Origin of the sequence: Actinophytocola sp. NPDC049390 (assembly GCF_044466355.1) — a bacterium.
Classification (GTDB): domain Bacteria; phylum Actinomycetota; class Actinomycetes; order Mycobacteriales; family Pseudonocardiaceae; genus Actinophytocola.
Genome location: NZ_JBITMQ010000004.1, coordinates 320,442 through 333,626, shown reverse-complemented (window position 1 = coordinate 333,626; position 13,185 = coordinate 320,442). Strand labels below are relative to the sequence as shown.

The window sequence follows — 13,185 nt, the reverse complement described above, 5'->3', positions numbered from 1 at the left end:
CCGCTCAGGCGGCCGCCACGATCTCGATCTCCACGAGCCAGTCCTCGGTGAGCGTCTCCGCGACGATGGCCGTCGTCGGGATCCGCCTGCCGCCCAGGGCCTCGGTTCTGGCGCGGGCGTTCTCCTCGGCGTAGGACGCGTCGCGCAGGTAGCTCGTCAGCCGGACGATGTTGTCCACCGTCATGTCGGCCGCCGCCAGGATGGTCCTCAGGTTGCGCCAGATGAGGTCCAGTTGCTCGGTCAGCGAAGGGCCGGGGACACCGTCCGTGTCGAGGCCCATCGTGCCGGCCACGAACAGGAACCGGCTGGGGTGCCGTACCTCGATGGCGTGGGCGTAGTCGTCCGTCGCCGGATAGACGCCGGTGGTCGGGGTGTGTGTTCTGGTCTCCACTGGCGGGAGGGTCGCAGGGCGGCGCTCGTGAGCCAACCGGTTTTGTCGGTGCCCGGCGATACCGTCCCGGCATGGCTACTCGCTGGAGCGTGACGGTCGACTGTGCGGTGCCCGCCGTCGTCGCCGGGTTCTGGGCCACCGCGCTCGGGTACGAGTCGCGGTACCCGCTCGACCCGGCCGACGACGGGGCCTTCCTGTACGACCCGGACGGGGTGGGCCCGAACCTCAGCTTGGCCGAGGGCCGTCGCCGCGGCTGAGCGGCTCCAGCGGGCCGGGGCCACCGTCGTGCGGATCCACGAGTGGGAAGGGCGGCCCGACCACGTCCTCGTGCTCGATCCCGAGGGGAACGAGTTCTGTGTGCTCTAGTCGAGCTGTCCTTCCTTCTTCGCTCGCTCGACCAGGCGCCGCACGTTGTCGATGTGGCCGCAGTCCGCCTCGATCTGGCGCTGCCGTTCCGCCAGGAACTGGCGGCCCAGCTCCGCCCGCACCTGTGGGCCGACCTCGTCGCGGGCCGGGTTGAGGATGGTCAGCTCCTCCTCCGCGAGGTGGTGGTTGATGGTGCCCGACAGCTCCTCGACGGCGTCCGAGAACGCCTTCGTGCCGGTTCCCTTCAGCTCCAGCACCTTGAGCAGTGCCTCGTGGCCCTCGGCGTGTTCCTCCTCGCCGTGTTCCGCCTCCTCCTCGCCGACCGCGTCGCGCTTGCGCAGCTTCGGGTAGACGTACTTCTCCTCCGCTTCCGCGTGCGCCACGAGCACGGCGGCCAGTGCGGCGCGGACCTGGTCGCGGTCCGACGACGCGTCGCGCAGCGCGCGCAACAGCTCCTCGAACAGGCGGTGGTCGGCCAGGATCAGGTCGATGACGTCGCCCGCCACCGGGCGGTGCAGGTCCAGGACATACCCCATACCCGTGAATACCCGGCGAAGCCCGATCTCTAACTCGCCTCCACCACGAAGGTGCGGACGTCCTTCACCCGCGCCTCCCACGGCCGGGTCAGCTCGGCCAGCACCTCGTGCCTGCCCGCGCGGACGACCCGCAGGACGAAGACGCGCTCGCCCGCCGCACCGGGGGTGGTGCCGGACGGGAAGAACTCGTCCGACACCACCTCCAGCGGCCCGGTCAAACGCCAGCGGTAGCCGGTGGTCGGGTTCTCCGGCAACGCCAGGTTCACCGTCCCGCCGACCGATGCGGTGATCACACCAGGAGCTGGTCGATCTGGCCCGCGGCGTCCTCGTGGTAGTCCACGGGCAGGTTGCGGTCCGTCGCCAGGGTCGCGAGCAGGCACATGTGGCTGTGCCCGTGCTCCGACACCGGCGAGAGACGCTTCCAGCCGATGCCGTCCACCCAGACCCACACGCCGGTGGCGGCGTCGTAGGACCAGAGGTGGGAGATCACGCGGTTGTAGACCCAGCCGGCCGTGAGACCGTCGCCGATCGCCACGCCCTGTTCGTCGAGCGACGGGGGCATGGGCGCCAGCATGTCCTGGGTCATCACCGCCGCCGTCGCCATCATCGACGTCGGCACGGGTGGTGGCGTGTCGGGGCCCGGTTCAGCCACGGACGGTGTCGGCGGGGCCTGCGTCGCCTCGGCGGCGCCGCGGGCCGGCTTGCGTGGTTTGCGGGCAACCGGTGCTGCCATGTCGTGGTCCTCTCAGTCCGCGACCAGCACGGAACTCAGTTCCGAGCCGTCGATGAACGGGCTGACCTGGTGACCCGTGCCCCGCGCGTGGGTCAGTTCCGCCAGCTTGTTGGTCGTGGTGTGGGCGCCGCCCTTGAGGTGTGCCCAGCCGTAGTTCTCGAGGTACGCCCAGCCGTTGGCGTCGTTGGCCGTGGCGAACAGGCGCAGCGTGCGCTGCGCGGGCAGCCACGCCCGCAGCGTCACCGACGTGCAGCCGAACACCGTCGGCCGCGTGCCCGGGTAGTCCTCGATGTAGGAGTCGCCGTACGCGATGCGGAAGTACCCGCCGTCACCCCAGCCGGTGCCCCACGAGTTCTTGCCGATCCAGCAGCCCGCGGCGTCGTCCCAGCCGATGAGCGCCACGCAGTGGCCACCGGCGACCGTCGAGGTCGTGTGCTTGTAGACACCGCTGCGGTAGTGGAAGAAGTCGTTGTAGACGACGAAGCACGCGACCACGCCGCCGTAGCTGTAGATGTGCTGCTTGATGGCGGCCGGGTTGCCCGTCAGGTTCGTGAGGCCGACGGCTTTCGCGAACCGGTTCGGCCAGTCCGCGTTCACCGTGCCGGTGCCCGCGTCGCTGTACGGGAAGTAGTCCTCGAACGTGACGCCCTTGGTCACGCAGTCGGAGAACAGGTCGTCCGGCCACGACCCGGACGCGCAGGTGTACCCGCGTGCCTTCGCGTGGACGAAGTACAGGTGCGCCTCGGACAGGTTCAGCGAGAGCCCCGCGGCGCCGCGCGTGTACGACGCCGTGCTCTCGATCGACGCGAGCGTCCCGAACGCCACGCACGAACCACATCCGCCCTGGTCACGGATGCCCGTGACGTAGGAGCGGCCACCGACGTTGCGCAGGTCGAACGCCGCGGGCAGCGACGCGCTCGGTGCGCCCATCGCGGAGACGGACTGGCCGACGGCGCCCCGCGCTGCCGCCGCCATGGCCTCCGGCTGTCCGGCGCGCTCGGCGATCTCCTCCTCCGTCGGCACGGGTACGCCCAGCCGGGCGACCCGCCAGTCCTCCGGCAACCTGCTCATCCGGGTCTCCGCCGCCTGCCACGGGTTGCCGCGCTCGGCGAGCGCCGTGCGCACCGAGGCGATCTCGGCGATATGGGGTCTGTCTGGACTCATGAGGTTCCTCCCCTTCGGGGGTTTGGGGTGGACAACAATGATTAGAGACCCGCTGACCTGCGATGGATACCTGTTTCCCTTGAGCAATAAGGGTTTTCTCCATACCGGTGGACACGAGCGGCGATTCACCCACCATGTGGTGACTACAGCTTGTCGGATGCCGAAGCGGGGTCGGGTTTGGCAGGATCAGGGGGTGAGCAACCACCCGGCCGCCGAGGTTCCCGCCCGACTGTTCGCCGACGACGACGCCGAGGCCCGTTGGCGCGCACGGTTCACCGCCGCCCGCGTGTCGCTGCCCAACTGGGCCTACGACGCACCGGACCGCAACATCTACGTGTCCAACGCCAGCGGCGTGTTCGAGATCTACGCGTGGGACCGCGTGACCGACACGCACCGCAAGGTCACCGACCGCCCCAACGGCACCCACACCGGCGCCATCAGCCCGGACGGCGGGCAGGTGTGGTGGTTCTCCGACTCCGACGGCGACGAGTTCGGCAGCTGGGTGGCCGAGTCGTTCGCGGGCAGGCCCGTCGACGAGGAGCCGAGGGCCGCGGTGGCCGGCAGTGTGCCCGGCTACCCGGCCGGTCTCGGGCTCGGCAGGAACGTCACCGCGGTCGGGGTGTCCGACGACGACGGCACCACCGTGTTCGTCGCGAAGAACGGCGGTCCGGCCGAGATCGTGTACCGCGACGAGCACGACGGCGGGGTCGCCGCGCTGTCCCGTGACGAGACGCTGCTCGCCATCGAGCACTCCGAGCACGGGGACAACCGGCACCCGGCGCTGCGGGTCCTCGCGGTCGCCGACGGCGCGACGGTCGCCGACAAGTGGGACGGCGTGGGCAAGGGCCTCGACGCGATCGGCTTCAGCCCGGTCGAGGGCGACCAGCGGCTCCTGGTCGCGCACGAACGGCGCGGCCGCGACGAGCTGCTGGTGTGGGACGTCGCGACGGACACCGAGGTCGAACTGGCCATCGACCTGCCCGGCGAGCTGACCGGCGACTGGTATCCGGACGGCAGGGCCGTCGTCGTGGTCCACACGCACGAGGCACGCAACGCGCTCTACCGCTACGACCTGGTCTCCGGTGCGCTGACCAAGCTGAACACCCCGCCGGGCACGATCGGTTCGGTGGACGTGCGGCCGGACCACACCGTCGAGTACTCGTGGTCCAACGCCGCGAAGCAGGGCGTCGTGCGCGCGCTCTACACGGACGGCACCGAGCGCGTGCTGCTGGAGCCGCCCGGCCACCGCGCGCCGGACTCGGTCGAGCTGATGGACGTGTTCGTGCCGAGCGAGGGCGGCGAGGTGCACGCCCTGTACTCCCGGCCGGCGAGCGCGCCGGACGGGCCGCTTCCGACGGTGTTCGCACTGCACGGCGGCCCGCACTCGCACGACGAGGACCGGTTCTCCGCCTACCGGGCCGCGTGGCTGGACGCGGGGTTCGCGGTCGTGCACGTCAACTACCGCGGCTCGTCCGGCTACGGCTCGAAGTGGCGGGACGCCATCGAGGGCAGGCCTGGTCTGACGGAGCTGGCGGACGTGGCCGCCGTGCACGAGTGGGCGGTGGCGAAGGGGCTGGCCGACCCGGCGAAGTGCGTGGTCAACGGCGCGTCCTGGGGCGGGTACCTGTCGCTGTTGGCGATGGGGACGCAGCCCGCGCTGTGGGCGGCCGGGGTGGCCGGGGTGCCGGTGGCGGACTACCTCGCCGCGTACGAGGACGAGATGGAGCCGCTGCGGGCGTTCGACCGGGCGCTCTTCGGCGGGTCACCCGACGAGGTGCGGGACCGCTACGTCGAGTGTTCGCCGATCACGTACGTGGACAACGTGCGGGCGCCCGTGCTGGTGGTGGCCGGGGAGAACGACCCGCGCTGCCCGATCCGCCAGATCGAGAACTACCTCGAGAAGCTGGCGGACCGGGACAGCCCGTACGAGGTGTACCGGTACGACGCGGGTCACGGCTCACTGGTGGTCGCGGAGACGATCAAGCAGACGGCGATCGAGATCCACTTCGTCCGCCGCCACCTGGGGATGGACTAGGGCCTGTCCTTTGGATCTTTGTGCATGGTCTTGGTCCGATCAGCAGTTACCTCAGGGGAACGTGACGGCACTCAACCACTAACCGCCCGCGGTCCGCGGGAGTCGCTGGGTCGGGACCAACGCTTTTAATTCCGGAGAGGCGGAACAGTCTGGGCCTGCCACATCCAGTGCTGCTTCTCGAGTTCGGCGGCGATCTCGATCAGCAGGTCCTGGGTGACCAGGTCGGTCTTGTCGGTGGCGTCGATGCGCTCGCGCAGCCGCTTGATGACCTCGCCGAGGATCGCGACGATCGCGGCGACGGTGGCCTCGACGGTCTGCCAGTTGTCGGGGTAGGCCGGGATGCCGGACGACTCGACGACGGTCCTGGCCTTGCCGTTCGGCGAGACGCCGATGGCGTTGGCTCGCTCGGCCACGTCGTCGACGTACTGGCGGGCGGCCGCCACCAGCTCGTCGAGCTGCAGGTGCGCGCTGCGGAAGTTCGGGCCGACGACGTTCCAGTGCGCCTGCTTGGCGATGAGCGAGAGGTCGATCAGGTCGACGAGCGTCGCCTGGAGCACTGCGCCGGTGGCTTCCTTCTCGGCGTCACCGAGCGGGCTCGTGATCGGGGACTTGGTCATGTCATACCTCCTCAGTACACCTGTGGAAACCGTGGTGTACCCGGAGGGATTCCTGGTCACACGCGTGTTGTGGCGAACTCCACGACTTGACGCCCGATCGTGCGCAATGTCGCCGTGACCTGTTCGTCGGAGCAGTCGCCGTCCGGCCCGAACAGCACGTGCGCGGAGTTCACGGCGGCGCCGAGCGGGGTCGGCCAGCCACGCAGCGCGTGCACGATCGACCGCAGCGACGTGAGCGTGGTGACGGCGGCCTGCCAGCCGCGGGCGGCGGCGACGCAGCCGACGGCTCGGCCGTCCAGGTACGGCCTGGCGTCGTCGCGCAGGTCCTCCACGTAGTCGAGGGCGTTCTTGACCAGGCCGGACACGGTGCCGTGGTAGCCGGGCGAGACGAGCACGACGCCGTCGGCGTTGCGCAGTTCCTCGACCAGCCGGTACGCGGCCGGGCTGCGCTCGGGCTCGGCCGGGTCGTAGAACGGCAGGACCAGCTCGGCGCCCGTGATGACGGTGGTCTTGGCGCCCGCGCGCTCCGCCCCGTCGAGCGCGATACGCAGTGCGCGCTCGGACTGCGAGTCCGTGCGCAACGACCCACCGATGCCCACCACGCTGACAGTCACCGCTCTCCTTCCGTCACCCCGATCATCCACCATTCCGGCGACGTTCCGCTCCACTCCTGGTAGTTACATCGGCGGTCTGGTCTTTCGCTGAAACCCGTGGTAGTGGACTTTCGGCACGTCGGGTGACCATGGACACGTTCATTGGCTAGCCTCCACCGCATAGCCGCCCGGGGAGGCGAACATGCCGAGTGTGATGGACAGGGTGCCGCTGCCCGTTCAAGGTGCGGCACTGCATGCCGTGTTCGCGCTGCCGCGACCGTTGCGGCGGGTGCTCGCCGGGCCGCCGATCAGGCGGGACGGGCTCGAGCTGGCGCTCGACGCCCAGCTGCTGCTGCGGATGCTGGCGCTCACCGACACCAACCTCGCGGGCGGCGACGCCGCGTCGGCGCGTGCGCGGCTCGAGCTGCGGCGTGGGCTGGTCGGCCCCGGTGTCACCGGGGTGCGGACCCGCGACGTCGACATCCCGTCGGACACCGGCGTGGCCGTGCGCGCCCGGCTGTACGAGCCGGTGAACCTCGCGCCGGGCTCGCCGCTGCTCGTGTACTTCCACGGCGGCGGCTGGGTCATCGGCAGCATCGAGACCCACGACCCGACCTGCCGGTACCTGGCGCGCAACGCGCAGGTCAGGGTGCTGTCGGTGGAGTACCGGCTCGCGCCGGAGCACCACTTCCCGGCCGCGGTGGAGGACGCGCTCACCGCGTTCCGGTACGCCGCGCGCAACGCGGACGCGCTGGGGGCGGACCCGTCGGCGATCGCGGTCGGCGGGGACAGCGCGGGGGCCAACCTGGCCGTGTCCGTCTGCCTGCAGACGCTGGGCAACGGCCCGCGGCCGGTCTTCCAGCTGCTCTTCTACCCCGCCACCGACGGAACGACGCGGCGCCGGTCGCGGGACCTGTTCGCCGACGGCTTCTTCCTCAGCGACGACGACGTGACGTGGTTCCTCGACCACTACTGCCCGGACGTCGAGATGCGGGCCGACCCGCGGCTGTCGGTGCTGCTCGCCGACGACCTGCGGGGGCTGCCGCCCGCGTACGTGGCGACCGCCGGGTTCGACCCGCTGCGCGACGAGGGCAACGCGTTCGCCGACCGGTTGCGCGAGGCGGGCGTGCCGGTCGTGAAACGGCAGCACGACGACCTCATCCACGGTTTCGTCAGTTTCGTGAACCTCGGCACGCGTTTCCGGGAAGCCCTTTCGGAGGCGGCGGGCGCACTGCGCACCGGCCTCGTGTTGCGTTCCCGCGCGAATGTCGTGGACCTGTTCCGGCCGACCGCGTAAGAAAAGGGAACCGCCGGATTTCGACTTGGTCGGCGTGCGCCCCGGGGTCAGGGCACCGGCACACCGAAGGCACGAGGCCGCGGAATGCGTGTTCTGCTGGCCGGCCGCGGCGGTGACCCGCCGGGGCATCTTTACTTGAACGAATCAAGACAACTCGGGACTGTCGGTGGCCGACCGTAAATTGGTTGCCGTTCCGCACTCGCGAGAGGTCACATCCAACCATGCAGCTGTACCGCCGAACGCTTGCCCTGCCCGGGGTCCGGACCCTGTTGGTGCTCGTGTTCTTCGCCCGCATCCCGGCCACGGCGTCCGGGATGGTCCTGACCCTGCACGTCGCGGTCACCATGGACCGCGGGTACGGGGCCGCGGGCACGGTCGGCGCGGTCGCGACCATCGGCATCGCGCTCGGAGCGCCGGTGCTGGGCCGGGTCGTCGACCGGTACGGCCTGCGGCCGATGCTCGTGATCACGACCGTCGGCGAGGCGACGTTCTGGGCGTTCGCGCGGTTCATGCCGTTCCCGGTGCTGCTGGTGTGCGGGTTCGTCGGCGGCATGCTCGTGCTGCCCGCGATGTCCGTCGGCCGCCAGGCGATCGCCGCGCTCGTGCCCGCCGACCTGCGGCGCACGGCGTACTCCATGGACTCGGTGTCCACCGAGCTGTCGTTCATGGTGGGCCCGGCGGCGGCGGTGTTCGTCGCGACGCAGTTCTCCACGCAGACCGCGACCCTCGCGATGGCCGTCGGGATCGTGCTCGTCGGCGCCGCGCTGTACGTGGTGAACCCGGCGGTGCGCAGCGAGGAGGAGAAGGCAGCGGCCGAGAAGGTGCCACGCCGGGTGTGGCTGACGCCGCGGCTCGTGGGTGTCCTGCTCGTGGGCGCGGGGGCGGTGTTCATCCTGGCGGGCATCGAGGTCGCGATCGTGGCGCAGATGGAGCACAACAGGGACCTGTCGTGGACGGGTCTGGTGATGATCGTGTGGTCGGCGGCGTCCGCGGTCGGCGGCATCGTGTACGGGGCGCTGAAGCGGTCCGTCCGGCAGGTGACGCTGATGGCGTGGCTGGGGCTGCTGACGATCCCGATCGGCCTCGCGGGCGGCACGTGGTGGACGCTCCTGCTGGTGCTGGTGCCCGCGTCGTTCCTGTGCGCGCCGACGATCGCCGCCACGGGCGAGGAGGTGGCCCGGCTGGCCCCGGCCGCTGTCCGCGGGGAGGCGACAGGGTTGCAGTCGTCGGCGTTCACGCTGGGATCGGCGGTCGGCGCGCCGCTGGTGGGGTTCGTGGTGGACCACGCGTCGCCGGGGTGGGGGTTCGCGCTGGCGGGGTTCGGCGGCGTGCTCATCGCGGGCCTGGCATGGGCGCTGGCCGCCCGGCAACGGGAACTGGCACCGGCGGTCAGTTGATCGTTCGCCGCAGCCGGATCCAGGGGCCGCGGTGCCCACGACCTCGCCGTCGACCTCCGCGTGCCAGACGTCCCTGGGCGGTCCGGGTGTGCGTGATCTTCATTCCGTGCCGCCCACCACGGTGTTGCGGCCCGCGCGCTTCGCCCGGTACATCCGCTCGTCCGCCACGTTGACGAGACCGTCGACCGTGGTGGCCGCGTCCGGGAAGCACGCGACGCCGACCGACGCGGACAGGTCGGTGATCACGCGGGTGACGTCGCCGACCACGACCGTCACCGTCAGGTCGCCGACCGCGGTGCGGACGCGTTCCGCCACGTCACGGGCGCCGTCGTCGGCGATCTGCGGCAGCAGCACGACGAACTCCTCGCCACCCCAGCGGCCGACCGAGTCGTACGCGCGCAGCTGGTCGGTGATCGTCTCCGCCACGCTGCGCAGCACGACGTCCCCCGCGACGTGGCCGTAGGTGTCGTTGACCTTCTTGAACCGGTCGAGGTCGACCATCAGCACGGCGAAGGGCTCACGGGTCCGCGCGTTGCGCACCAGCTCTGCCGCCACCCGCGTCTGCCACTCCTCGGCGGTGAGCATCCCCGTCTTCGAGTCCTGCGCGGCCTTCTCCTCCAACTGTCGCATGAGGACGTTCCGGTGCAGCACGATGACCGGCAGCAGCATGAGCGCCACCAGCGCGGGCTGCGTCACGAGCACGACCGCGGTCGCGCCGCCGAGGCTCAGCGTCGCCAGTTCGAGCGCGTTCTCCGCCTTGGTGCCGAGCGTCTTCGACCACGGCCGCGCCGGGTGGTGGACCTTGACCGCGATCGCCACGGGCACGCCGTTGACCGACGTGTACACGAGGATCGCCACCGCCATCGCCAGCAGGACGAGGCCACCCTGCCAGTCGGCGCGGACCACGTCGCCGGACCCGAACAGCCGCAGCACCGGCTGCACCGACATGACCGCCAGCAGGATGGTGCTCGCGGAGAACGCGACGCGGTAGGCGTGCCTGCCCTGGATGGGCCACCACACCCGCAGCCACAGGTGCAGGTAGGTGATCACGGTCAGCGCCACCGCCATCGCCGCGGGCAGCACCGCCGCACCGCTGAACATCCAGACCGACGTCATGTTGATGTGCGGCCGGTCGGCGAGGTACCGGCGCGCCTTCTCGGTGCCGAGCGAGAGCTCCGTCTGCAGGCACGAAACCACCAGCAGCGCGAGGAACCGCGCCCAGTCCGCGTCGGTCGGCGCCCGCCCGGGGAAGGCGACGACGAGCACGACCATCGCCAGTTCCACACCCAGGTACAACGGCAGCACCGCACGAGGTGCATCGAGGATCGCCCACCGGACCCGTGGTCGGGTTGCGGTCATGCTCGTCGCTCCACGGTGATCTCAGGTCCCCGAGCCAGAAGGCCTGAAGGTACCGGAAACCCGTGCACCCGACCGTGTTGCCCGACACGGACCAACCATTCGGATCAACGAACCCCGCGAGTCGCGCCCCAGAACACCGCGAGTCGCGCTCCCGCGCACACCGAGTTGTGCGTTTCGTGCAGACCGCGATGTGCACGAAACACACAACTCAGCATGTTCGGGAGCGCGACTCGCTATGTTCTGGAGCGCGACTCGCTATGTTCTGGAGCGCGACTCGCTATGTTCTGGGGCGCGACTCGCGGGTTAGGGGTGGGCCAGGGCTTCCGCGATTTCGTAGGTGTTGAGGGCGGCGCCCTTGCGGAGGTTGTCGCCGCAGACGAAGAAGTCCAGCGTGTTCGGGAAGTCCAGCGCCTGGCGGATGCGGCCCACGTAGGTCGGGTCGCCGCCGACAACGTCGGCCGGGGTCGGGAAGACGCCGTTCTCCGCGTCGTCCTGCAGCACGATCGACGGCTGGGCCTCGAAGACCTCGCGGGCCTGCTCGACGGTGACCTCGCCCGCGAACGTCGCGTGGACCGCGAGCGAGTGCGTGGTCACGACCGGGACGCGCACGCACGTTGCCGAAACGCGAAGGTCCGGGATGCCCAGGATCTTCCGCGACTCGTTGCGGACCTTCAGCTCCTCGGAGTACCAGCCGTCGCCCTTGTAGGACCCGGCCGACGGGACCACGTTCAGCGCCAGCGGCGCCGGGAACGGGGACTCCGACAGCGGCAGCCCGGCCGCTTCGAGCGCCTCGCGCACGTCACCGGGCCGCACGCCGACGCCCTTGCCGACCACCGCGGCCAGCTCCGCGTACAGCCGCTCAACACCGGCCACGCCCGCACCGGACACCGCCTGGTACGACGCGACGACCAGCTCCGTCAGCTCGAACGACCGGTGCAGCGCGCCCAGCGCCGCCATCATCGACAGCGTCGTGCAGTTCGGGTTCGCGATGATCCCGCGCGGCCGGTCGTGGATCTTGTCGAGGTTGCACTCCGGCACGACGAGCGGCACGTCGTCGTCCATCCGGAACGCGCCCGAGTTGTCGACCACGACCGCGCCACGGGACGCCGCGATCGGCGCCCACTCGGCGGAGATCTCGTCCGGCACGTCGAACATCGCGATGTCGACGCCGTCGAACGCCTCCGGGGACAGCGCGACGACCGTCTTCTCCTCGCCGCGCACGGTCAGCTTGCGACCCGCCGACCGCTGCGACGCGATCAGCCGCACGTCCCCGAACGGGAACGATGCCCGCTCGTTCATGATCTCGATCATCACCGAGCCGACCGCGCCGGTGGCGCCGACCAGAGCCAGTGTGGGTGCCATCAGCGACCACTCCCCGCGTACACCTGGGCGACCTCGTCGCCGCCGAGCTCGAAAGCACTGTGGATGGCCTGCACGGCCTCGTCGAGCTGCGTGTCCCTGATCAGCACCGAGATGCGGATCTCCGAGGTGTTGATGATCTCGATGTTCACGCCTGACTTCGCGAGCGCCTCGCAGAACGTGGCCGTGACGCCCGGGTGCGACCGCATGCCCGCGCCGACCAGCGACACCTTGCCGACGTGGTCGTCGTACAGCACCGACTTGAAGCCCAGCTCTTCCTTGATCTTCTCGAGCGCCGACACCGCGGTCGGGCCGTTGTCCTTCGACAGCGTGAACGTGATGTCGGTGCGGCCGGAGACCGTGCTCGACACGTTCTGCAGCACCATGTCGATGTCGATCTCGGCGTCCGCGACGACCCGGAAGATCCGGGCGGCGAAACCCGCCTGGTCGGGCACGCCGACGACGGTGACCTTCGCCTCCGAGCGGTCGTGCGCGACGCCGGTGATCATGGCCTGTTCCACGGGAATGTCCTCCACTGAGCCGGTCACGATGGTCCCCGGCTTGTTGGTGTACGACGAGCGGACGTGGATGGTGACGCCGTAGCGGCGTGCGTACTCCACGCAGCGCAGCATCAGGACCTTCGCCCCCGACGCCGCCATCTCGAGCATCTCCTCATACGGCACCCGGTCGAGGCGCCGCGCGTCGGCGACGATCCTCGGGTCCGCGGTGTACACGCCGTCGACGTCGGTGTAGATCTCGCACACGTCCGCGTTCAGCGCCGCGGCCAGCGCGACGGCGGTGGTGTCCGAGCCGCCCCGGCCGAGGGTGGTGATGTCCTTGGTGTCCTGGCTCACGCCCTGGAAGCCGGCGACCAGGCAGATGTAGCCCTCGTCGAGCGCCTGCTGAACGCGGCCGGGCGTGACGTCGATGATGCGGGCGCGGCCGTGCGTGGAGTCGGTGACCACGCCTGCCTGCGAGCCGGTGAACGACACGGCCTCCGCGCCGAGCGCGCTGACGGCCATCGCGACCAGCGCGTTGGAGATGCGCTCACCGGCCGTGAGCAGCATGTCCATCTCACGTTCCGGTGGGACCGGGTTGACTCTCTGTGCCAGGTCCAGCAGTTCGTCGGTGGTGTCCCCCATGGCCGAACACACGACCACCACGTCGTTGCCTGCTTTGCGGGTCGCGACGATCCGCTCGGCCACGCGTTTGATCCGGTCCGCGGACTCGAGCGATGAACCGCCGTACTTCTGGACCACGAGCGCCACTGTCGGCTACCTCCTCGGATAGTCAGAACGAGCCTAACCGAGTGGGCGAATCGGTTAAGGCGCCTGTGTG

The 13,185-nt window shown here is 70.3% G+C and carries 15 protein-coding genes; 5 read left to right on the top strand and 10 right to left on the bottom strand.

All coding sequences use genetic code 11. The features are described from left to right. Positions 1–4: 4 nt before the first annotated feature. Positions 5–391 (bottom strand): RidA family protein, encoded by a 387-nt coding sequence (locus tag ACIBVP_RS15475; protein ID WP_396106761.1) that lies wholly within the window; start codon positions 389–391, stop codon positions 5–7. 71 nt (positions 392–462) lie between these two features. Here ACIBVP_RS15475 and ACIBVP_RS15470 point away from each other — a divergent pair, with 71 nt between their 5' ends. Both ACIBVP_RS15470 and ACIBVP_RS15465 read left to right on the top strand, forming a co-directional pair. Further along, entirely contained in the window at positions 463–648 is a 186-nt protein-coding gene (locus ACIBVP_RS15470; RefSeq protein ID WP_396106942.1) for a VOC family protein, read from the top strand. A gap of 28 nt (positions 649–676) precedes the next feature. After that, entirely contained in the window at positions 677–757 is an 81-nt protein-coding gene (locus tag ACIBVP_RS15465; protein WP_396106935.1) for a hypothetical protein, read from the top strand. Here ACIBVP_RS15465 and ACIBVP_RS15460 read toward each other — a convergent pair. Genes ACIBVP_RS15460 through ACIBVP_RS15445 form a run of 4 tightly spaced genes read right to left on the bottom strand, consistent with a single transcriptional unit; the run spans position 754 to position 3,190 of the window. After that, complete coding sequence (locus tag ACIBVP_RS15460; RefSeq protein WP_396106760.1) at positions 754–1,293, bottom strand: hemerythrin domain-containing protein; 540 nt, start codon at positions 1,291–1,293, stop codon at positions 754–756. The genes ACIBVP_RS15465 and ACIBVP_RS15460 overlap by 4 nt on opposite strands. A 29-nt stretch (positions 1,294–1,322) precedes the next feature. Further along, a complete protein-coding gene (locus tag ACIBVP_RS15455) occupies positions 1,323–1,586 on the bottom strand; it encodes a protease inhibitor I42 family protein (RefSeq protein ID WP_396106759.1) in 264 nt (87 codons plus the stop codon). Continuing rightward, on the bottom strand, positions 1,583–2,026 hold the full coding sequence (locus ACIBVP_RS15450; protein ID WP_396106758.1) for a hypothetical protein: 444 nt from the start codon (positions 2,024–2,026) through the stop codon (positions 1,583–1,585). The genes ACIBVP_RS15455 and ACIBVP_RS15450 overlap by 4 nt, the downstream gene beginning before the upstream one ends. Before the next feature lie 12 nt (positions 2,027–2,038). Then, on the bottom strand, positions 2,039–3,190 hold the full coding sequence (locus ACIBVP_RS15445; RefSeq protein ID WP_396106757.1) for a C1 family peptidase: 1,152 nt from the start codon (positions 3,188–3,190) through the stop codon (positions 2,039–2,041). 157 nt (positions 3,191–3,347) lie between these two features. Between ACIBVP_RS15445 and ACIBVP_RS15440 the strand changes: the two genes are divergently transcribed. Continuing rightward, entirely contained in the window at positions 3,348–5,225 is a 1,878-nt protein-coding gene (locus ACIBVP_RS15440; protein ID WP_396106756.1) for a prolyl oligopeptidase family serine peptidase, read from the top strand. 125 nt (positions 5,226–5,350) lie between these two features. Here ACIBVP_RS15440 and ACIBVP_RS15435 read toward each other — a convergent pair whose 3' ends face one another. Both ACIBVP_RS15435 and ACIBVP_RS15430 read right to left on the bottom strand, forming a co-directional pair. Beyond that, positions 5,351–5,842 carry a Dps family protein gene (locus ACIBVP_RS15435; protein WP_396106755.1) on the bottom strand — a complete coding sequence of 164 codons (492 nt, stop codon included), beginning with the start codon at positions 5,840–5,842 and terminating at the stop codon, positions 5,351–5,353. A gap of 56 nt (positions 5,843–5,898) precedes the next feature. Then, entirely contained in the window at positions 5,899–6,456 is a 558-nt protein-coding gene (locus ACIBVP_RS15430) for an NADPH-dependent FMN reductase (RefSeq protein WP_396106754.1), read from the bottom strand. Positions 6,457–6,637: 181 nt separating this feature from the next. On the opposite strand from ACIBVP_RS15430, the gene ACIBVP_RS15425 reads away from it, so the two are divergent. Next, positions 6,638–7,732, top strand: a complete 1,095-nt coding sequence (locus tag ACIBVP_RS15425) for an alpha/beta hydrolase (protein ID WP_396106753.1) — start codon at positions 6,638–6,640, stop codon at positions 7,730–7,732. A gap of 221 nt (positions 7,733–7,953) precedes the next feature. Next, positions 7,954–9,129, top strand: a complete 1,176-nt coding sequence (locus ACIBVP_RS15420) for an MFS transporter (RefSeq protein ID WP_396106752.1) — start codon at positions 7,954–7,956, stop codon at positions 9,127–9,129. 99 nt (positions 9,130–9,228) lie between these two features. Here the strand turns inward: ACIBVP_RS15420 and ACIBVP_RS15415 are convergent, their stop codons facing one another. The 3 genes from ACIBVP_RS15415 to ACIBVP_RS15405 form a co-directional block, all read right to left on the bottom strand. Further along, positions 9,229–10,488, bottom strand: a complete 1,260-nt coding sequence (locus ACIBVP_RS15415) for a GGDEF domain-containing protein (RefSeq protein WP_396106751.1) — start codon at positions 10,486–10,488, stop codon at positions 9,229–9,231. A gap of 303 nt (positions 10,489–10,791) precedes the next feature. After that, complete coding sequence (locus ACIBVP_RS15410) at positions 10,792–11,850, bottom strand: aspartate-semialdehyde dehydrogenase (protein WP_396106750.1); 1,059 nt, start codon at positions 11,848–11,850, stop codon at positions 10,792–10,794. Continuing rightward, entirely contained in the window at positions 11,850–13,115 is a 1,266-nt protein-coding gene (locus tag ACIBVP_RS15405) for an aspartate kinase (RefSeq protein WP_396106749.1), read from the bottom strand. The genes ACIBVP_RS15410 and ACIBVP_RS15405 overlap by 1 nt, the downstream gene beginning before the upstream one ends. Between the last annotated feature and the right edge of the window lie 70 nt (positions 13,116–13,185).